General features: G+C 74.8%; 14 protein-coding genes. 8 read left to right on the top strand and 6 right to left on the bottom strand.

Translation table 11 applies throughout. The features are described from left to right. Nucleotides 1–236: 236 nt before the first annotated feature. Nucleotides 237–1,493, bottom strand: a complete 1,257-nt coding sequence (locus RVR_RS18760; protein ID WP_202234949.1) for an SLC13 family permease — start codon at nt 1,491–1,493, stop codon at nt 237–239. Between the two features lie 657 nt (nt 1,494–2,150). Here RVR_RS18760 and RVR_RS18765 point away from each other — a divergent pair. The 3 genes from RVR_RS18765 to RVR_RS18775 all read left to right on the top strand — a co-directional run bounded on the left by RVR_RS18765 (nt 2,151) and on the right by RVR_RS18775 (nt 7,319). After that, entirely contained in the window at nt 2,151–4,316 is a 2,166-nt protein-coding gene (locus tag RVR_RS18765; protein WP_202234950.1) for a helix-turn-helix domain-containing protein, read from the top strand. 142 nt (nt 4,317–4,458) lie between these two features. After that, nucleotides 4,459–4,764, top strand: a complete 306-nt coding sequence (locus RVR_RS18770) for a zinc-ribbon domain-containing protein (protein ID WP_202234951.1) — start codon at nt 4,459–4,461, stop codon at nt 4,762–4,764. A 260-nt stretch (nt 4,765–5,024) separates the two neighbouring features. Then, nucleotides 5,025–7,319 (top strand): transglycosylase domain-containing protein, encoded by a 2,295-nt coding sequence (locus RVR_RS18775; protein ID WP_202234952.1) that lies wholly within the window; start codon nt 5,025–5,027, stop codon nt 7,317–7,319. 88 nt (nt 7,320–7,407) lie between these two features. On the opposite strand, the gene RVR_RS18780 is transcribed toward RVR_RS18775, so the two are convergent. Next, complete coding sequence (locus RVR_RS18780) at nt 7,408–8,676, bottom strand: polysaccharide deacetylase family protein (protein ID WP_237404838.1); 1,269 nt, start codon at nt 8,674–8,676, stop codon at nt 7,408–7,410. A gap of 150 nt (nt 8,677–8,826) precedes the next feature. Continuing rightward, a complete protein-coding gene (locus RVR_RS18785; RefSeq protein WP_202234953.1) occupies nt 8,827–10,791 on the bottom strand; it encodes a S53 family peptidase in 1,965 nt (654 codons plus the stop codon). Between the two features lie 449 nt (nt 10,792–11,240). Between RVR_RS18785 and RVR_RS18790 the strand changes: the two genes are divergently transcribed. The 5 genes from RVR_RS18790 to RVR_RS18810 all read left to right on the top strand — a co-directional run bounded on the left by RVR_RS18790 (nt 11,241) and on the right by RVR_RS18810 (nt 16,909). Beyond that, entirely contained in the window at nt 11,241–12,500 is a 1,260-nt protein-coding gene (locus RVR_RS18790) for an NAD(P)/FAD-dependent oxidoreductase (RefSeq protein WP_237404839.1), read from the top strand. Between the two features lie 86 nt (nt 12,501–12,586). Continuing rightward, the gene (locus tag RVR_RS18795) at nt 12,587–13,300 is read left to right on the top strand and encodes a DUF1365 domain-containing protein (protein WP_202238770.1); all 714 of its coding nucleotides are present in this window, start codon (nt 12,587–12,589) and stop codon (nt 13,298–13,300) included. Further along, nucleotides 13,297–14,697, top strand: coding sequence for an SAM-dependent methyltransferase (locus RVR_RS18800; RefSeq protein ID WP_202234954.1), 1,401 nt, complete (start codon nt 13,297–13,299; stop codon nt 14,695–14,697). Before RVR_RS18795 ends, RVR_RS18800 begins: the two co-directional genes overlap by 4 nt. Continuing rightward, nucleotides 14,694–16,103 (top strand): SAM-dependent methyltransferase, encoded by a 1,410-nt coding sequence (locus tag RVR_RS18805; protein WP_202234955.1) that lies wholly within the window; start codon nt 14,694–14,696, stop codon nt 16,101–16,103. The genes RVR_RS18800 and RVR_RS18805 overlap by 4 nt, the downstream gene beginning before the upstream one ends. Then, nucleotides 16,100–16,909, top strand: coding sequence for a DUF1295 domain-containing protein (locus tag RVR_RS18810; protein WP_202234956.1), 810 nt, complete (start codon nt 16,100–16,102; stop codon nt 16,907–16,909). The genes RVR_RS18805 and RVR_RS18810 overlap by 4 nt, the downstream gene beginning before the upstream one ends. 163 nt (nt 16,910–17,072) lie before the next feature. On the opposite strand, the gene RVR_RS18815 is transcribed toward RVR_RS18810, so the two are convergent. The 3 genes from RVR_RS18815 to RVR_RS18825 form a co-directional block, all read right to left on the bottom strand. Continuing rightward, entirely contained in the window at nt 17,073–17,948 is an 876-nt protein-coding gene (locus RVR_RS18815; RefSeq protein WP_202234957.1) for a lysozyme, read from the bottom strand. Between the two features lie 353 nt (nt 17,949–18,301). Beyond that, nucleotides 18,302–18,856, bottom strand: coding sequence for a TerD family protein (locus RVR_RS18820; protein ID WP_272933092.1), 555 nt, complete (start codon nt 18,854–18,856; stop codon nt 18,302–18,304). A gap of 150 nt (nt 18,857–19,006) precedes the next feature. After that, nucleotides 19,007–19,822: an amidohydrolase family protein gene (locus tag RVR_RS18825; RefSeq protein ID WP_237405346.1), complete on the bottom strand. Its 816-nt coding sequence runs from the start codon at nt 19,820–19,822 to the stop codon at nt 19,007–19,009. Between the last annotated feature and the right edge of the window lie 86 nt (nt 19,823–19,908).

Raw genomic sequence — 19,908 nt, forward strand, 5'->3', positions numbered from 1 at the left:
GCCCGGTTCCGGCGGCGTGTACGGCTCGTGGGGTTCGGGCGGTGCGGGTGCCCCGGGCGGTCGGGGCGGTGCGTGCGGCCCGGGCGGCCCGGGCGGTACGTGCGCTCCGGGTGCCCCGGGCGGCTCGGGTGGCTGGTGCGGTGCGTGCGGCCCTGGGGCTTCGTGCGCGCCGCCGGGACCGTCCGGTCCCCCAGGGCCCGGGGGATGCGGGGGCGGCGGGGGCGTGGGCATGGGATTCACCCTCCGATCACGGTCAGCGAGAGCCACAGTGCCACCACGGCGACCACGAGCGACGCAGGCACGGCGATCGCGCCGAGGCGGGTGAACTCGCCGAGGTCCACCTCGGCTTCGTGCGCCCGCACGATACGCCGCCACAGCAGGGTGGCGAGAGACCCCGCGTAGGTCAGGTTGGGACCGATGTTGACGCCGAGGAGGACGGCGAGCACGGCGCCCGCGCCGTTCGGCGCGGCCAGCGGGAGCAGGACCAGCACCGCGGGGAGGTTGTTGATCAGGTTCGCCAGCACCGCTGCCAGCGCCGCGAGTCCCAGCAGCGCGGGCAGGCCGGTGCCGCCGGGCACCGCGTGGCCGAGCGCCGAACCGAGCCCGTGGTCGACCAGCGCGCGCACCACGATGCCGAGGGCGAGCACGAACGCGAGGAAGGGGACGGCGGCCGACCGCACCAGCGCGCGGGGAGTGGTCCGCCGCCGGAGCAGGGCGCGCACGGCGAGCACCGCCGCGCCGGCGAAGGCCGCCCACGCCGGGTTGACGCCGACCAGCGACGCGGCCACGAAGCCGGCGAGCGTGCAGCCGACCGTGACGAGCGCGAACCGAGGCAGCCGCGGCCGTTCGGCGGTCTCCGGCGCCTTCGCCCCGGCGGCCAGGTCGGTGCCGAAGAACCGCCGCAGCACCACGTACTCCACCCCGATCGCGGCCAGCCACGGCAGCGCCATCAGCGCGGCGAACCGGGTGAAGCTCAGTCCGCTGGCGGCCAGGGCGAGCAGGTTGGTGAGGTTGGAGACCGGGAGCAGCAGGGACGCGGTGTTGGACAGGTGCGTGCAGGCGTAGACGTGCGGCTTCGGGCGGGCGCCCAGCCGCGCGGCGGTCGCGAAGACCACCGGGGTGAGCAGCACGATGGTCGCGTCCAGGCTGAGCACCGCGGTGATCACCGACGCGAGCGCGAAGACCTGCCCGAGCAGGCGGTACGGGCTGCCCCCGGCCGCGCTCGCCATCCAGCCGCCGCACGCGGTGAACAGCCCTTCCTCGTCGCAGAGCTGGGCCAGCACCAGGACCGCGGCGAGGAAGCCGATCACCGGGCCGAGCTGCTGCGCCTCGGCCCGCGCGTCGTGCAGGGGGATCGCCCCGGTGGCGATCACCACGGCGGCGGCCGGCACCGCGACGGCCGCTTCCGGCAGGCCCCAGGGGCGCACCACCGCGCAGCCCAGCACGAGGACGAGCAGGACGGCGCTGAGCGCTTCGGCGGCGGGGCCGCTCATCGGGCGGTGCTCATACGGAGGCGTTCATGGGTGCGGGGCGGCCTTTCTGTCGCCGGGGTGCCGGCGGTCGTCGTGGTCGTACGGGCCCGGGCGGTCCGTACCGGCGGCACGGAGCCGTACCGGCGGCACGGAGCCGTACCGGCGGTGCGCGCCGGTGCGCCCGCCGCACGAGCCGTGCGGATCGTACGGGTCGGGCCGGCGCGCGCCGCCGGGGCCCGGCGGTTCGACTGCCAGTGTGAGGGCTGCCGGCCGCGCGGGCCGGGCACGGCGCCGGCGGGCGCGGCCGCGGACGGCGGGGCCGGTGCGCGGCGAGTGGTGCACGGGTGCCGTGCGCCGGCGGGAAATGGTGCACCGGTGCCGTGGTGCGGCCGCTGTACGGCGCCGTACCGTCGTCAGTGGCCGGCGGTCCGCGCACGGGGGGAGCCGCACGGGGGAGGGGACCGCCGGCCGTTCGCACCGCCTCAGACGCCCGGGGCGGTGCGTGTGCTGCCCGCGGTCTTCTGGGGCGCGGTGCGGGGAGCCTAGTGTGGAGGCCGACGACCCGCCGCGCGGGGCCGTTGTCGTCGGCGGGCTGGGACGGATGGCCGGGGGGCCGGTATCCGGTGCGCCCGGGCGCGGTCGTGCGCGGTTCGCCCACCGCCGACCCCGGGAACCCGCGTGCTCACTCTCCACGACCTCGTCGCCGTTCCCGACCTCGCCCTCACCCTCGTCTCCGGCGACGGCGGCGCCGAGGTCGTGCACGCGCTGGTCCCGGCCGACCCGGACGCGGAGTGGGGCGGCGCACCGCTGGCGCGGGCGCTGGTGGTCGCCGATCCCGGCCGGATCGGCCGACCGCAGCGGCTGGCGCGGATGCTGGCGGAGGGCGGCGCGGCCGGGCTGGTGCTCGCCGGCACGGCCCCTGCGGCCCCGGGCGCGGCCCCGGCCGAGGGTGCGGGTCTGCCGGCCGGTTCGGGTGGGGAGTTGCCCGTGGACCGGCTGCCCGCGGATCCGGGTGCGGGCCTGCCCGCGGTGTCGGGTGCGGAGGTGCGCGCGGGTCATGCCGCCCACCCGCCCGCGGCCGCGGGTGCCGGCCTGCCCGCCGCGCCGGGGGCGGGGCGCCCAAACAGCGGCACGGGCACGGGTCGCTTGTCCGCCGGGCTGGGGGCGGAGGCGGGGACCGGGCTGCCCGCCGGGCCGCGCTGGGACCCGGGGGCCGACCCGCGGGCGCGGCAGCTCGCCGCGGCCGCCGCTGCCGCCGGCGTGCCGCTGCTCGTCGGCGCGCACCCGGTCGCCGCCTGGCGCGAACTGGCCCCGCGCGTCTCGGTGCTGAGCGCCGAGGAGGCACGGCGCGCGCACGCCCGGCTGGCCGGCCTGCTGGACCGGCTGCCGGTGCCGGGCGCCGACGAGCGGGGGACGGTGCGAAGGCTCGCCGGCCACCTCGCCGAGGCGCTCGACGCGCGGGTGCTGGTGCGCGCCGACGCGGAGGTGCTCGCCGCCGTGCCCGAGGGCGCCGCCGGCGGGCTGGCCCCGCTGCTGGACACGCCGCCCGGCACCCACCGGCCCCTGGCGGGAGGCGGGTTCGCGCAGACCGTCATGCTCTCCCCGGCCGGGGACGCCACGCTCCTGCTCGTCACCGCCGCGCCCGCGCCGGACCCGGTGCTGGTCGGGTACACCGCCAAGGCGCTGCGGCTGGCCGTGGCGGGACTGCGCGAGCGGCGGGCCGGCGGCGCGGTCGGCGACGCGCTGCGCGGGGTGCGGCTGTCGGCGTTCCAGCTCTTCATGACCGGGAACTCCGTGGCCGCGCAGCGCGTGGTGGCGGGCATCGACGGCCCCCTGATGGACAGCGACACCGCGCGGGTGTTCATCCTCGACTGCGGCCGCGCGGCCCGCGACACGGTGCTCGCCGAGGCCGAACGCGCCCTCGCCGCACAGGCGCTGGCCATCCGCTGCCCCGCCTACCGGCGGCACCTCATCTTCCTCGCGCCGCACCGCACCGGGGCCCGCGCCGAGGAGGGCCTGCACCGGCTGATGAACACCTTCGCCGACGCCCGGGTGCTGCTCGGCGGCAGCCTCTCCCACCCGCTGGACGCGGTACCCGACGCGTACGGGGAGGCGCTCGACTGCCTGACCCGGGCCGGCCGCGCCCCCGGCCGGATCGCCATGGCCACCCGCAGCACCGGCGTCATCGACGTGCTCGACCCGCCGGCCGCGCTCGCCTGGGCCACCCGCCTGCTGCGGCCGGTGCTGGCGATGCCGCGTGGGGGCCGGCAGATCCTCGAAACCACCGCGATGGCCGTCGAGTTCGAGATGTCCGCGACCGCCCGGGTGATGGGGGTGCACCGCAACACGGTCACCCGGCGGGTCCGGCAGGTCTTCGACGCGGTGGGGCTCGACCAGGACGCCATCCTCGACCGGGTGGTGTTCTCGCTGGCCGCACAGGTCGTGGCGCGCCACGGCACCGGGGACCCCATCGGGCGCGACCCCGGTGCCGTGCCCGACCTGCACGCCCTGCTCGGCGAACCCCCGCTGCGGGCCTGGGCGGAGAAGGCGCTGCGCCCGCTCGCCGCCGACCGCCGCGACCTGCTGCGCACCGTACGGGAGTGGGTGCGGCACGGCTGCCGGTACGAGCCGGCCGCCGCGTCGCTGGGGGTCGCCGCCAAGACGGTGCGCTCGCGCATCCGGGCGGCCGAACCGCTCCTGGAACAGGACCTGATCGACGAGCTGCCCCGGATGCCGGGGGAGAGCGAGCACCGGCTGGCCAGCATCCGGCCGCTGGCGGTCGCGCTCTACGCCACCACCGGGCCCGGCGCCCCCCGTCCGCCGCTGCCCGGCGGGAGGGCCTGAGCCCGGCGCCCCGAGGCGGGTCCGGACCCCGCCGGGTCGGCGTACCCCCTGCCCGGGTGCACCGCCGACAGGCGGGTGGGGCACACTGTGCTCCTTGACAGGGACCGTCGCAGGGGCGGTACCCCGGGGGAAGGCGATCACCATGATCATTTGGGGCACCAGGAGCTACATATACCAGTTGGCGATGATCACGCTGCTGTGCGGGCGGTGCGGCAACCCGTCCGCCCACGCGCTGCGCCGGCGGGTCGTGAAGTTCACGCTGTTCTTCATCCCGCTGTTCCCGATCAGCTCCAAGTACTCCACCCAGTGCACCTTCTGCGGCGCGCAGACGTCGGTGCCGAAGGAGCAGGCCGAGCAGCTCCAGGCGCAGATCGCCGCCTCCCCCCAGCCGGCCCCGCCCGCCGGCAGCCCGGCCCCGCAGCAGGGCGCGAACCCGTACCAGAACTGAACCGCGCGTTCTGAGGCCGGGCGTCCCGTCCGCCTCGCCCCCGACGCCCCGGGCCGCCGCCCTCCAGCGGTGCCCGGGGCATCGGCGTGCCCGGCTCCAGGCGGCCGCCGGCCGGATGTCCGGCGATGTGTCGTCATCGTGTGCAATTTGTTACAGAGTTGTGGAGATCACGTCGTATTCGGCGCCGGACGCCGACATACGCTCAGGGCGGTGCGGGGCGTGGGGACGCCTCTGCCAGGGACGTTCGAGGCAGGGGGGCCATGGTCGCGCGGCGGGACGGCGGGCATCGGCGGCGGAGGCCGCGCGGGTCGGGCTGGCAGGAGCAGGGGCGGAGGGCACTGCGCGCCGCGCGGACGGCCGCCGCCACGCGCCTGCCGAAGCGCGGGGGCGCGCCCGGGGACGGCCCCGCGGTCGACCGCGCTCCCGAGGACGGCCCCACGGTCGACCGTGGCGGCGAGCCCTCCCCCGTCACCGCGTCCGTCACCGGCGACGACCCTGGCGACGGCTCCGACGGCTCCGACGGCTCCGACGGCCCTGTGCCCGCCTCCGGCGCCGCGCCCTGGTGGGCGCCGGCGCGCCGGCTGCGCCCGCGCTACCCGCGGCCGGACCGCGCCGGCTGGCGCCGCTGGCTGCCCTCGCTCCGCCAGGGCCTGCTGCTGTGCACCTGGAGCCTGCTCGCGCTGCTCGCGCTCATCGGCTGGGCCTACGAGACCACCTCGATACCCTCCGACCTGAACGCCTACGCGACGCAGCAGGACAACGTCTACTACTGGGCCGACGGCACCGAGATGGCCCGCGTCGGCCCGGTCGACCGGCAGGCGATGCCGCTGGACCGCATCCCGGTGTCGGTGCGGTCCGCGGTGCTCGCCGCCGAGAACGCGTCGTTCTACTCCGACGCCGGCGTCTCGCCGAAGGGCATCGCCCGGGCCGTGATGAACATGGCCACCGGCGGGCAGCGGCAGGGCGGCTCCACGATCACCCAGCAGTACGTCAAGAACGTCTACCTCGACCAGGACCAGACGATCTCCCGCAAGGTCTCCGAGATCTTCATCGCGGTCAAGCTCGACCGCAAGATGAGCAAGGACCGCATCCTCGACGGCTACCTCAACACGAGCTGGTTCGGCCGCGGCGCCTACGGGGTGCAGCGCGCCGCGAAGGCGTACTACGGCAAGGACGTGTCCCAACTCGACACCAGCCAGTCCGCGTTCCTCGCCGCGCTGCTCAAGGGCGCCGGCCAGTTCGACCCCTCGGTGAGCGCCGCCAACCACCAGCGGGCGGTGGCGCGCTGGAACTGGGTGCTGGACCGGATGGTGGAGACCGGCAAGCTGTCGGCCGCCCGGCGCGCCACCCTCACCACCTTCCCGGAGCCGATCGCGCCGCCGAAGCCGGTCGGGCTGAGCGGGCAGACCGGCTACCTGGTGGACACCGCGCGTGCCTACGTCTCCGCGCACAGCGGCATCTCCGACCAGCAGTTCGACCGGGGCGGCTACCAGATCTACACCACCTTCGAGAAGCCGAAGGTGGACGCGCTGGCGTCGGCGGTCAAGCAGCAGACCGCGAAGCTGCACCCGTCCACCCGCGCCGCCGACCGCGACGTGCGGGTGGGCGCCGCCTCGGTCGCCACCGACGGGCGCATCCTGGCGCTCTACGGCGGCCCCGACTACATCAAGCAGGGCTTCGACGACGCCGACATCTCGATCGTCCCGGCGGGCACCGCCTACGCGCCCTACGTCTACGCCGCGGCCCTGCGCGACGGCGTGGTCAGTGCCAGGGACGCGCCGCGGGTCTTTGTCGGCCCGCAGTCGCCCTACGACGGCGACGACGACGTGCCGATCCAGACACCCGAGGGCCCGTACTGGAGCCGGGACGGGAAGGTCGTCAAGACCGCCAACGCCGGCGACCGCTCCTACGGCACGATCCCGCTCGCCCAGGCCGTCGCGGACGGGGTGAACGGGCCGATCATGCAGGTGGGGATGGACGTCGGGCTCAACCGGGTGCGGCAGGCGTCGATCGACGCCGGGCTGCTGCCGGACAGCGGGTTCGCCGAGCAGGTGCCGAGCTTCTCGCTGGGCACCTCCACGCCCAGCCCGATCCGGATGGCCGCCGGGTACACCACCTTCGCGGCCGGCGGCACCCGCACCGACCCGTACTCGGTGCTGCGCGTCACCCGGGACGGATCGGCGGTGGCGCTCCAGAAGCCCGCCGTCACGCACCCGTTCACCCCGAAGGTGGCCGGGGAGGTGGACGACGCGCTGCGCGAGGCCGTCAGCAACGGTGCCGCGCACGCCGTGGCGAAGGCCGGACCGGGGCTGGCCGGGCTGCCGGGCACCGCGCCGGACAACACCTCGGCGTCGTTCGTCGGATACGACGCGGACATGGCCACCGCGGTCACGCTCTTCCGGATCGACCCGAAGACCCAGCAGTTGGAGCCGCTGACCGGGATCGGCGGGCGGTCCGCGAAGAAGCCGGGCAGCGACTACCCGACGGCCGTGTGGACCCACTACGCCGAGGCGGTCCGGCCGCCGGGCGGCACCGCGGCGGCCTCCGCCCGCTGAGCCGCGCGGCCGACACCGACGCCGACACCGACACCGACACCGACGCCGACCGGCCGCGGGCAGGGCCGCGGCCGGCCGGGCGCGGGGGCTACTTCTTCAGGAAGGTCGACCAGTCCGGCGACTCGCCCGGGTCCAGGTTGCGCAGCTTCGCCAGCACCGCCGGGTCCTGCATGTCCAGCCAGTCGCACAACTGCTTGAAGGACACGCACTCCACGCCCTTGCGGGGGCAGACGTCCTTCACCACGTCGGAGACGGCCTGCATGTAGATGCCGCCGTTCCAGTCCTCGAAGTGGTTGCCGATGAACAGCGGCGCCCGGCTGCCGTTGTAGACCCGCTGGAAGCCCTCCAGGTACCCGTCCCGCGCCTGCTTCTCCCACTCGGGGTACTTCGCCGGGTCGCCCTCGGTGACGTCGCCGCCGGACTGGTTGTAGAGGAAGTTGAAGTCCATGGTCAGGCCCTGGAAGTCCTTGCCCGGGTAGGGCACCAGCTCCAGCGGGAAGTTCCAGATGCCGTCCTCCTTCTGCGGCCAGAGCTGGAAGTCGCCGGGCGAGCTGGCGTCGTACCGCCAGCCGAGCTGCTTCTCGGCCGGCAGCAGGTTCTTCTGGCCCTCCAGGCACGGCGCGCGGCCGCCGACCAGCTCCTGGGCGTAGTCGAAGGGCAGCGGAGGGATGTCGGTGAAGCCGGTGTTGGTCTTCCAGTTCTGCACGAAGGAGTAGGCCTGGCTGGTCTCGCTCAGCCACTCCTTGGTGCTCCAGTCCGCGCCCGCGCCCTTGTCGGGCAGGCAGAAGTGCCCGTTGAAGTGGGTGCCGATCTCGTCGCCGTCCTCCCAGGCCAGCCGGAGCTGCTCCAGGGTCCACCGGATGTGCTGGTCGGTGGGGTAGTCGATCGCGGAGGCGCCCGGCGAGTGCTGCGGCGGGTGGTAGAGGGTGCTCTTGTCCTTGGGCAGCAGGTAGATGCCGCTGAGGAAGAAGGTCATGTTGGCGTGGTACTTCTCCGCCAGGGTGCGGAAGCGGGAGAAGTCGTGGTCGTCGCCCTCCAGCGCGCCGTCCCAGGAGAAGACCACGAACTGCGGCGGCTCCTCGCCCGGCTTGAGCTTGTGGAAGGTCGGCTGGTTCGGCTGCGGACCGGTGTACGACGTGGAGCCGTCGCCGATCACCTTCGTCTTGCCGTCCCACGTCGGGGTGGTCGAGGCGGTCGGCGCGTGCCGCACCGGAGCCTGCGGCGCGGTGCCGCCGGCGGCCTTGGCGTGTGCCGAGCCGCCGCCCCCGGTGCCGACCGCGACCAGGGTCACGGCCACCGCCGCCGCCACCGCCGCGGTGGCCAACCCGACCGCTGTTCTCCGCCTGAGCTTCACCATCGCTGCGCGTTCCCCCCACACGGTGTGCCTCGAACGGACACACCGCCCCCCATTATTCAGACGATCCGATCAAACACGCGGGCGGGCCCCGGTGGAGGAGAAATCCTCCACCGGGGCCCGCCCTTACCGGACCGTCCTGACGGCGAACCGTCAGAAGTGGTACGACGTGAGGTACTTCGCGTTCGGCGAGCCGACACCGGTGGCGTCGTCGTAGCCGCGCACCGCGTTCAGCGAGGTGTCCTGGCCGAAGCCGATCAGCCGGACCAGCAGGTTGCCGTTGACCACGCCCGCGTCGTAGACGCTGCTCAGCGGGGTGCTGCTGTGCTGGGCCTGCTTGTCGACCACGTCGGTGGTCACGTGCGAGCGGGCGTAGATCGCCGGGTTGGCGAAGCCGATCGCGTGGTGGCCGGCCTGGATCGCGTCGGCCTGCACCGCCGCGAACTCCGGCGAGGAGACGCTGGTGCCGCCGTAGCCGCCCTCGCTGTAGGCCGCGCCGTCGGAGATGCCGACGAGCACCGAGGTGTAGAGGTCGCCGACCATCGAGATGTCCGGGGTGACCCGCTTGGCCTGCGCGGTCTTCTGGCCGGTCATCAGGGTGTGCGAGAGCGTGTCCGGGACGACGCCGCGCTGGTAGCCGGGCTGCGCGAAGTCCTCGCTGGTGCCGCCGCCACCGCCGAAGTAGAACGGCGCCGCGGCCGGGACCGGGCTCCAGCTCTTGCCGTCGGCCGACAGCGTCGAGCGGGTGGTGCCCATGTCGGTCTCGAAGCCGTACTTGCCGTTCTTGTCGGCCAGGGCCAGCGCGGTGCCGCCGACCGAGGTCACCCACGGGTCGGAGTCCGGCCAGTTGGCCTGGGCGCGCGAGGTGTCGGTCTGGCAGTTCGCGCCGGTGGCCGCCGCCAGCGGGCTGCTGTCACCGCAGTCGCCGGCCGAGAAGCCGATGCCGATGCCCTCGATCGCGGCCTCCTGGAAGACCTGCTCGTACGCCGCGATCTCCGACGCGGTCACGTCCGCGTCGTCCGTGGTGTGCATGATCTCGCCCCACGAGTTGGAGACGACATCGGCGAGGTGGTTGTCCACGATCTTGCTGATCGCGGCCAGCAGGTCGTCGTCGGTGCAGGAGTTCGCCCCCACGTAGACCACGTTGGCGTCGGGCGCGAGGCCGTGCGCCATCTCGACGTCGAGCGCCTCCTCGGGCGCCCAGCCGTCGGCGCCGCCGCACAGGTCCTCGTTCGTCCACTGCGAGGAGTCGACGTACTCGGTGTACTGGCCCTTCTTGAACGCCTTGTCACCGTGGTTGGTGGCGTACTGGTTCGCGTCCGCCGCCATGGTGGAGCTGCCGTACGCGTCCACGATGGCGATGGTGGCGCCCTTGCCGGTCAGCCCGGTGGAGGTGATGCCGTACGCCTTGCGGATCTGCGAGGGGTACAGCGAGCACTGGTCGAACGCCACGTCCTTCTTGGTGAAGCCCGCGGGCGCGCCCTTGGCGGTCTTCTGGCCCCAGTACGCGGAGCAGGTGGCGGTGGTGGGCAGGGAGGTCTTGTCCTTGTCCGCCGTCGCGCCCTTGGAGGTCGCGGTGGTGTCCGTGACGACCTTGTGCGAGTCCGGGCGCACCACGTTGCTGCCGGCCGACGACAGGCCGTCGACACCGAGGATCGCGCTGGAGACGGAGGCCGGCACCTTCAGGTCCTGGGCCGGCGCGTGGCGCAGTTGGCCGGACACCTTGTACTGGTGCTCGCCGGTGCCGAACGCCTTGGTGATCGCGGCGTTGGTGCCCTTGACGGTGATCGCGTGCGCGGTGGTGCTCAGCACCTTCAGGCCCGAGTCCTCGGCCCACTTCTGCACGGCGCTGATCTGCGCCTTGGTGGCACCGAACCGGGCCTGGTACTGCGCGGCGGTGAGGAACTTGCCGTAACTGGCGTTGCTCGGGTCCGAGACGGCCGTCGCGTACGCGGTGAGCCCGGCCGGGTCCTGGCCGGCGAGGTACACCGTGCCGGTGATCTCGGTGGCGGACGACAGCGAGCCGGCGTCCGCGGACGCGGTGGCCCACGCCGGGTGCGAGCCTGAGATGGTCTTGGCGGTGGCCGACGGCGTGGACGCCTGCGAGGGCCCGGCCATCAGCAGCGATCCGGAGAGCAGGGCCAGCGAGGCGGCCGCTACGACTCCGGCGCGGCCTCTGCCGCTACGGGGTGCGTGTATGTGGGTGATGACGACTCCAACGTGATGGTCCGTGAGCAGGGAACGACGGGCACGGGCCCTGTACCGCACGCTCGTTCACGACCCGCACCCGCGCTGTAGTGTGCACGCCACGTGAGCGTTGTGGGAATAGCGTATGGGCGCTCAGCGGTGTCGCTTTACCGAAAACCGACGATCGCCCGGAGCCCAAATCCGGTCGGAAGAGGGCGTTTCCCCCATCCCCCGTCCGCGCCGCCCTCCGCTTCACGCCACTCCCGCACCTCGACCCATCCTTTTCGGCCGCGGCTCCGAATCACCCGTGACAGAGCCGGCGGGGACGCCGGCAGGGGAGCGGGCGAGGCGCGCGGACAGCGCGGGATCGGGGCGACGAGGTGCGGCGGCGTATCGCGGTGGTGGGTTCGGGGGTGGCCGGCCTGACCGCGGCCCACGTGTTGCGGCAGGCGTGCGAGGTCTCGCTCTACGAGGCGGACGACCGCCTCGGCGGCCACGCGCACACCCACGACGTGGCCGACCCCGGCGGCCGGGCGCTGCGGATCGACACCGGCTTCATCGTGCACAACGACCGCACCTACCCGACCCTGCTGCGGCTGCTGCGCGAACTGGGCGTGGCCACCCAGGAATCCGAGATGAGCCTGTCCGTGCGCTGCGACGGCTGCGGCCTGCAGTACGCGGGCGCCCGCGGCCCCGGCGGCCTGTTCGCCCGCCCGGACAGCGCGCTGCGCGGCCGCTACCTGAGCCTGCTCGCCGGGGTGCCGTCCTTCCACCGGGCGGCCCGCGCCGCGCTCGACTCGGGGCGGGCCGAGCACCTGACGCTGGGCCGGTTCGTGGTCGAGCAGGGCTTCTCGCCGTACTTCACCGCGCACTTCGTGGTGCCGCTGGTCTCCTCCGTGTGGTCCTGCGCCCCCGACCAGGCGATGCGCTACCCGGCGGCGTACCTCTTCCGCTTCCTGCGCCACCACGGGCTGCTGTCGGTGAGCGGGTCCCCGCGGTGGAGGACGGTCACCGGCGGCTCGGCGGAGTACGTCCGGCGGATCGGCAAGCAGCTCACCACGGTGCACACCGGCACCCCGGTCCGCGCGGTGCGCCGCTTCCCCGACCGCGCCGAGGTCACCACCGCCGACGGCACCACCCGGGAGTACGACGCGGTGGTGCTGGCCACCCACCCCGACCAGGCGCTCGCCGTCCTCGCCGACGCGACCGCCACCGAGGCGCGGGTGCTCGGCGCGTTCGACTACTCCCGCAACGAGACGCTGCTGCACACCGACGCCTCGCTGCTGCCAACGGCCCGCCGGGCCCGCGCCTCGTGGAACTACCTGATGCCCTCCTGCACGGCCCCCGCGCGGAAGGTGCGGGTCAGCTACCACATGAACCGGCTGCAACGGCTGGACGCCGCGGCGGACTACCTGGTCACGCTCAACGCGTCCGAGGCGGTGGACCCGGACCGCGTGCTGGCCCGCATGGTCTACGAACACCCCCTGTACACGCCCGAGTCGGTGGCCGCCCAGCAGCGCCTGCCCGAACTGAACACGTCCGTCACGGCGTACGCGGGCGCCTACCACGGGTGGGGGTTCCACGAGGACGGCTGCCGCTCCGGCGTGGCGGCCGCCGCCGCGCTCGGGGTGCGCTGGTGACCCGCCCCCGGCCGCCCGCCCGGCCCGCCGCCGCGACGGACCCCGCGCCGGACGCCCGCGGGAGCGCACCGGCCGGACCGGCCGGCCTGTACCGCTGCGTGACCACCCACGTCCGCACCCGGCCGATCCGCCGCGTCTTCCGGCACCGCACCTACCTGTGGCTGGTCGACCTCGACCACCTGCCGGTGCCGCCCCGGCCGCTGCGTCCGCTCGCCCGGTTCGCCGCGCGCGACCACTTCGCGGGCACCGCGCCCACCCTGCGCGCCGGCCTGGAGCGCTACCTCGACGCGCAGGGCGTCCGCCTCGACGGCGGCCGGGTGCTGATGCTCGCGCACGCCCGCGTGCTCGGCCACGTCTTCAACCCGCTGACCGTCTACTGGTGCCACCGACCCGACGGCACGCCGCTGTGCACCGTCGCCGAGGTGCACAACACCTACGGCGAGCGGCACTGCTACCTGCTGCGCCCCGACGAGCGGGGCCGGGCCGAGGTGCCCAAGGAGTTCTACGTCTCGCCGTTCTTCCCGGTCGACGGCCGCTACCGGATGCGCCTGCCGGTGCCCGGCGCGCGGCTCGACCTGGCCGTGCACCTGGAGCGGGCGGGCGGCCGGCCGTTCACCGCGACGGTGCGCGGCACCCGCCGCCCGGCCGGCAGCCGGGAACTGCTGGCCGCCGCGCTCCGGCACCCCTGGTCCACGCTCGCCGTCTCCGCGGCGATCCGGTGGCAGGGCGTCCGCCTCCACCTGCGCGGCCTGCCCGTGCTCCCCCGCCCGCACCACCGGACCCAGGAGGGCCTGAAGTGAGCAGACTCGTCTCCGACCGCACCGCAGCCGCGCCGGCGCCCGGCGGGCCCGCCGCGGCGCCGCGGGCCGGCGTGGACCCGGTCACGTGGCCGGACGCGGCCCGGGTGCCGCGCAGTTCGCCGCCGCGCACCGCGGTGGGCCGGCTGCTGGTCGGCCGCGCCCTCGCCCGGCTGCCACTGCGGGTGCGCACGCCGGACGGTTCCGGCAGCGGCGACCAGGGGCCGGTGCTGCGGCTGCACGATCCGGCGGCGTTCCACCGCCGGATCGCGGTCGACGGCCTGATCGGCTTCGGCGAGTCCTACATGGCCGGCGAGTGGGACGCGGACGACCTGGTCGAGGTGCTCACGGTACTGGCCGCGAACGCCACCGCGCTGGTCCCGCCCGCCCTGCAGCGGCTGCGCCGCGCCTGGGCGCACGCCACCCCGGCGGCGCAGCGCAACACCCCCGACGGCGCCCGGGACAACATCCGCCGGCACTACGACCTGTCGAACGAGCTGTTCGCGCTCTTCCTCGACGACACGATGACCTACTCCGCCGCCCTGTTCCGCGGCTTCCCCGCCGACCAGGACGTCCTCGCCTCCGCCCAGCACCGCAAGATCGACCGGCTGCTCGACCTGGCCGGCGTCGAAGAGGGCACCCGGCTGCTGGAGATCGGCACCGGCTGGGGAGAGCTGGCGCTGCGGGCGGCCGGGCGCGGCGCGCGGGTGCGCACCGTGACGCTCTCCCGCGAGCAGCGCGACCTGGCCGAGGCGCGGATCGCCGCCGCGGGCCTGGCCGGCTCGGTCGAGGTCGAACTGTGCGACTACCGCCAGGTGCGGGGAAGCTTCGACGCCGTGGTCAGCGTGGAGATGATCGAGGCGGTCGGCGCGGAGTTCTGGCCGGAGTACTTCGCCACCCTCGCCCGCGTCCTGGCCCCCGGCGGCCGGATCGCCCTCCAGTCCATCACCATGGCGCACGACCGGATGCTCGCCACGAACGGCACCTACACCTGGATCGGCAAGTACGTCTTCCCCGGCGGCCTGATCCCCTCCTCCGAGGCGATCGAACGGGAGGCCGCCGCGCACGGCCTGCGGATATCCGACGACGCCGGCTTCGGCCCGCACTACGCGGAGACGCTGCGGCTGTGGCGGGAGCGGTTCACCGCCGCGGCCGGGGCGGGGCAGGTCGCCGCGGCCGGCTTCGACGCGACCTTCCGCCGGATGTGGGAGTTCTACCTCGCCTACTCCGAGGCCGGGTTCCGCTCCGGCTACCTGGACGTGCGGCAGATGGTCCTGGCTCGCCCGTCGACCGCCGAGGGCGGCGGAGCGTCGTCGGGCGGCGGGGTCCCGGGGGGCGACGTGCCCCCGCCGGGCGGCCGGGGCACGGATCACGGACACGAGGACGGAGAGCGACGATGACCGCGGTGGCGGAACGGCTCGGGCGACTGCTCGAGGGGTACTTCGGCGGACGGCCGCCGGTGCGGCTGCGCGCCTGGGACGGCAGCGAGACCGGCCCGGCGGACGCGCCCGTGGTCGTGGTGGGCAGCCGCCGCGCGCTGCGCCGCCTGCTGTGGCAGCCCAGCGGCCTGGGCCTGGCCGAGGCGTACATCGCGGGGGAGTTGGACATCGAGGGCGACCTGCCGGACGGGCTCGGCCGGGTGGCCCGGGCGCTGCGGGAGCGAGGCGACGCGCCGGGCCGACCCGGGCCGCGGGAACTCGCCGCGGCCGCCGCCACCGCGCTGCGGCTCGGCGCGCTCGGCCCGCGCCCGGCCCCGCCGGGCGTCCGGCGGGCGGCGCCGCGCGGCGAGAAGCACAGCACCGGCCGGGACCGCGCCGCCATCAGCCACCACTACGACCTGTCCAACGCCTGGTACGCCGAACTGCTGGACCCGTCGATGGCGTACTCCTGCGGCTACTGGACCGAGTCACCGGGCACACCGCGGGACGAGCCCACGACCGCGACCGCGGGCGCGGGCGCCGATCCCGGCACGGGCGCCGATCCCGGCACGGGCGCCGGCACCGGCGCCGGCTCCGACGGCGCCGGGACGGGCTACGGCCTGGCCGAGGCGCAGCGCGACAAGCTCGAACTCGTCTGCCGCAAGCTCGCGCTGGCCCCGGGCGCGCGGCTGCTGGACATGGGCTGCGGCTGGGGCAGCCTCGCCCTGTACGCGGCCCGGGAGTTCAAGGCCCGGGTCACCGCCGTCACCCTCTCCCGCGAGCAGCGCGACTTCGTGGCCGCCCGGGTCGAGGAGGAGGGCCTCGGCGGCCTGGTCGAGGTGCGGCTGAGCCACTACCGCGACCTCGCCGCCGACGCGGGCGGCTACGACGCGGTCAGCGCGATCGAGATGGGCGAGCACGTCGGCGAGGAGCACTACCCGGACTTCGCCGCCCGGCTGCACGCGCTGCTGCGGCCGCGGGGCCGGCTGCTGATGCAGCAGATGTCCCGCGGCGCCGACGCGCCCGGCGGCGGCGCGTTCATCGAGACGTACATCGTCCCCGACATGCACATGCGCCCGGTCGGGCGGACCGTGGACCTGTTGGAGGGCGCGGGACTGGAGGTGCGGTCCGTGGAAGCGATGCGCGAGCACTACGTCCGGACGATCGCCGCCTGGTACCGCACGCTGGAGGAGCGCCGCCCGGCGTTCGCCGCGCTGGCGGGCGACGCCGCGGTGCGGGTCTGGCGGCTGTACCTGGCCGGCTCGATGCTGGCGTTCGCCGAGCGGCGGATGGGCGTGGACCAGATCCTCGCGGTGCGCCCGGAGGAGGCGGGCGACTCCGGTCTGCCGGCCACCCCGCGCGACTGGTACGCCCCGGTGCGGCCGTGAACGGCTTCTGCTGGACCGCGTTCGCCCAGGGCCTGGGCTGGTCGGCGCTGGCCGCCTTCGGCGTCATGGCGGCCACCTTCGCGGTCGCGCTGGCCAAGGGCGTGCACCGGGTGGTCGACGTCGCCTGGGGCGTGGCCTTCACCGCGGTCGCCGTCGCGTCGTACGGGGCATCGGCCGGGCACGGCGACGACGGCCGGCGGCTGCTGGTCACCGTGGCCACCGCCGTGTGGGGGCTGCGGCTGGCCGCGCACATCGCCCGCCGCGGCCGCGGCCACGGCGAGGATCCGCGCTACGACCGGATGCTCGCCAAGGCGCCCGGCGGCCGCGCCGCGTACGCGCTGCGCACCGTCTACCTGGTGCAGGGCGCGCTGGTGTGGGTGGTCTCGCTGCCGGTGCAGGCGGCGCAGTACGTCACCGGGCCGCTCGGCGGCTGGGCGGCGGCCGGCGGCGTGCTGTGGGCGGCCGGACTGGCCTTCGAGGCGGTCGGCGACCACCAGCTCGCCCGCTTCAAGGCCGACCCCGCGCACCGCGGCCTGATCATGGACCGCGGCCTGTGGTCCTGGACCCGCCACCCCAACTACTTCGGCGACTGCCTGGTGTGGTGGGGCCTGTACGCGATGGCGTGCGCGAGCTGGCCGTCGGCCGCGGTGTCGGCGCCGTCCCCGCTGCTGATGACCGCCCTGCTGGTCTTCGGCAGCGGGAAGCGGCTGCTGGAGCGGCAGATGGCCGACCGGCCGGGCTATGCCGAGTACGCCGCCCGCACCAGCGGCTTCCTGCCGCTCCCGCCCCGCCGGACCGGTCCCTAGGGGCCTGTCCGGCGGATCCTGCCGGGCTCGCGGCGCCCGGCACCGCACCTCCCTGCGTTGTCGAACCACCCACGGACGACCCGGTACGCGGATGCTTCTCCGCCTTGCGATGCACGGCACCGGACCCCGCGAGCTCGACCGGCACGATCCGCCGGACAGGCCCCTAGGTGTTGTCGGCGAGGTTGCGCAGGCCGCTGACCGGGCCGTTGAAGTAGTCCTGGTCGCCGGGGAAGGTGCCGGAGTCGGCGTGCTGCCAGAAGCTGTAGAAGGGCCAGCCGGCCGGCAGCGTGCCGACGCTGGAGGCGTAGCGCGCCACGAACAGCGGGTCGTTGGCGGCGAAGACCGGGGTGTTGCCGGTGCAGCGGGTCCACCAGTCGGTGGTGGAGTAGATGGTCGCCCAGCGGGTGGTCTTCGCGTGCACCTCGTCGATAAACGCCTTGATCCAGCTGACCATCGCGCTCTTGCCCAGGCCGTAGCAGGCGTCGCCGGAGGGGTACTCGATGTCCAGGGCGGGCGGCAGTGTCTGGCCGTCCTTGGACCAGCCGCCGCCGTGCGAGACGAAGTAGTCCGCCTGCGCCTTGCCGCCGGAGCTGTCCGGGCGGGCGAAGTGGTAGGCGCCGCGGATGAAGCCCGCGTAGTAGGAGTCGGTGTAGTTCGCGTCGAACTTCGGGTCCTTGTAGGTGGTGCCCTCGGTCGCCTTGATGTACGCGAATCGGGCGCCCTTGCTGTACTGCGCGGGCCAGTCGATGGTGCCCTGCCAGTTGCTCACGTCGAAGCCGGGGGTGCGGGCGACGGCCGTGGTCCCGGTGGTGGCGGGGGCGGTGCCCGCGCGGCCCTCGTGGGCGGCGATCGACGACCCCATCCAGTCCTTCTCGGGGTGGAGCAGCGCGCCGCGCACGTGCGGCGCGCCGCCGATCGCGTCGGCCGGTCCCGCCGGCGCGGCCAGCACCCCCGCGAGGGCGACCGCCGTGCATCCGATCGCCAGTGCCGATCTCCGTACGCCCGTACGCCCCCGCGCGCCCTGTCCGGCGTCCCGCATGACTGCCTCCATGGGTGTGGCTTTGCTTACCTGATGCCCCATATGACCCATTGGACCAGAGGTGTGCGGGGCTCCGGCGATGGACGCGCGAGGCATCACGGTCACTCCGAGGCCGCCGTCCGGGGGAGCGGCGCCGGGCAGTTCGGCGCCGCGCGGACGGAAAAGTCCACGTCAGCGGGGGTGATGCCGGCCGTCTCCGGCTGCGGGCATACCTCCGTACGGGCATATGTGCATACGGTCGTACATCCGGCTCATGTGGACATCCGGACGCGACGGAAGAGGACGCGGGCGGGAGCAGCGCGGGAGGCGGCGGGCGGGGAGGCGACGGGTGGGCGCGGCGGGGTGACGTCCGGTCAGGCCGGCGGGCGGCCCATCACGTGGCCGAAGGCGTCGGGGTCCGTGTCGTAGCCGCGCAGCAGCGGGTGGAAGGCCCACGCGCCGGAGTCGCCCCGGGTGAACTCCGCGAAGGTCGCGGCCGTGGTCGCGCCCAGGCCGTCCAGGTCGCCCTCGGCGAGCACCGTCCAGCCGGTGACGATCTGGTAGCCGGGGGCGGCCACGGCGCCGAACTCCAGCCGCCCGAAACTCTGCTGGATCATCGCGCCGACCACGACCCTGCGGTAGTCGGTGCTCAGCCGGTCCAGTTCCAGCGTCATCACCTCGTCGAAGCCGAGGCCCTTGCCGTTCTGGCTGTCCCGGTTGAGCCACATGGTGCCGTCGGGCGCCCTGCTGTCGAAGTGCACGAGATAGGCCGGATCACCCTGCTCCGCGCCGGCCCGGAAGGTCCCCGCGATCAGGTCCAGGTCACTCGGCGGCGCCCCCAGCGGGCTCGGGTCCCACTTCAGCCGCACCTCGACCCGTTCGATCCCCTTGTTGAGGCCGGTCATCACATGCCTCCCACCCCGACGCACCGTCGTTGACCACCGTGCTCACCCGATTAACCCCCGCCCGCCGCGGCCTGTCCACCGCCCCCGTCGCCTTCCGGCCACCCCGTGGCCGGAAGGACCGGAAAGGACCGGGGACCGGAAGGGGCCCCGGGCCCGGGCTCAGCGGGTCCGGGATCAGAGGGAGAACAGGCGGGCGGCGTTGTCGTGGCAGACGGCGCGGAGCCAGTCGGTGCCCAGGTCGGCGGTGCGCAGGGCCTCCAGACCGGCGGCGTAGGGGTGCGGGATGTTGGGGAAGTCGGTGCCGAGCAGGACCTTGTCCTGGAGGGCGGCGAGGCGCGGGAGGGCCGCGCGCGGGAAGGGCGCGTCGGCCTCGGCGAAGGGGGTGAAGGCCATGGTGGTGTCGAGCATGACGCCCGGGTGGCGTTCGGCGAGGCCGAGGAAGTCCTCGTACTCGGGCATGCCGAGGTGGGCGACGACCAGGCGCAGCGCGGGGTGGCGGGCCAGGAGCGCGGCGATCGGGGCGGGGCCGGTGTGGGCGCCGGGCACCGGTCCGGAACCGCAGTGCGTCACCACCGGCACCCCCTCCTCGGCGAGCAGCCGCCAGACCGGCTCCAGGTCCGGGTCGTTGGGGTCGAAGCCGCCGACCTGGACGTGGCACTTGAAGACCCGGGTGCCCTGGGCGAGGGCGCGCCGCACGTCGGCGAGGGCGCCGGGCTCGGCGAAGAAGGTGGCCGTGTGCAGGCAGTCCGGGGTGCGGGCGGCGAAGTCCGCGGCCCAGTCGTTGAGCCAGCGGGCCATGCCGGCCTTGTGCGGGTAGAGCATGGACGTGAAGGCCCGCACCCCGAAGCCGCGCAGCAGCTCGACCCGGCGCCGCTCCTCCCACCGGTAGGTGATCGGCCAGGGCCGCCCGACCAGCGGCCCGGCGGCGTCGAAGTACGCCCACACCTTGGCCAGCACCCGCTGCGGCATGAAGTGGGTGTGGACGTCCACGAGGTGGTCGAGCCCGAGCGAGCGCCGGAACTCCGCGACCTCGCGCCGCTCGGCGGCGGCGTGCTCGGCGTCGGCCCGGTCCGCGT

The organism is Streptomyces sp. SN-593 (genome assembly GCF_016756395.1).
Taxonomy (GTDB): Bacteria; Actinomycetota; Actinomycetes; order Streptomycetales; family Streptomycetaceae; genus Actinacidiphila; species Actinacidiphila reveromycinica.

Excerpts from the sequence above, each read along its gene's own strand:
- RVR_RS18760 (WP_202234949.1), bottom strand. The coding sequence starts at position 1,493 with ATGAGCGGCCCCGCCGCCGAAGCGCTCAGCGCCGTCCTGCTCGTCCTC.
- RVR_RS18770 (WP_202234951.1), top strand. The coding sequence starts at position 4,459 with ATGATCATTTGGGGCACCAGGAGCTACATATACCAGTTGGCGATGATC.
- RVR_RS18775 (WP_202234952.1), top strand. The coding sequence starts at position 5,025 with ATGGTCGCGCGGCGGGACGGCGGGCATCGGCGGCGGAGGCCGCGCGGG.
- RVR_RS18780 (WP_237404838.1), bottom strand. The coding sequence starts at position 8,676 with ATGGTGAAGCTCAGGCGGAGAACAGCGGTCGGGTTGGCCACCGCGGCG.
- RVR_RS18785 (WP_202234953.1), bottom strand. The coding sequence starts at position 10,791 with ATGGCCGGGCCCTCGCAGGCGTCCACGCCGTCGGCCACCGCCAAGACC.
- RVR_RS18805 (WP_202234955.1), top strand. The coding sequence starts at position 14,694 with ATGACCGCGGTGGCGGAACGGCTCGGGCGACTGCTCGAGGGGTACTTC.
- RVR_RS18815 (WP_202234957.1), bottom strand. The coding sequence starts at position 17,948 with ATGCGGGACGCCGGACAGGGCGCGCGGGGGCGTACGGGCGTACGGAGA.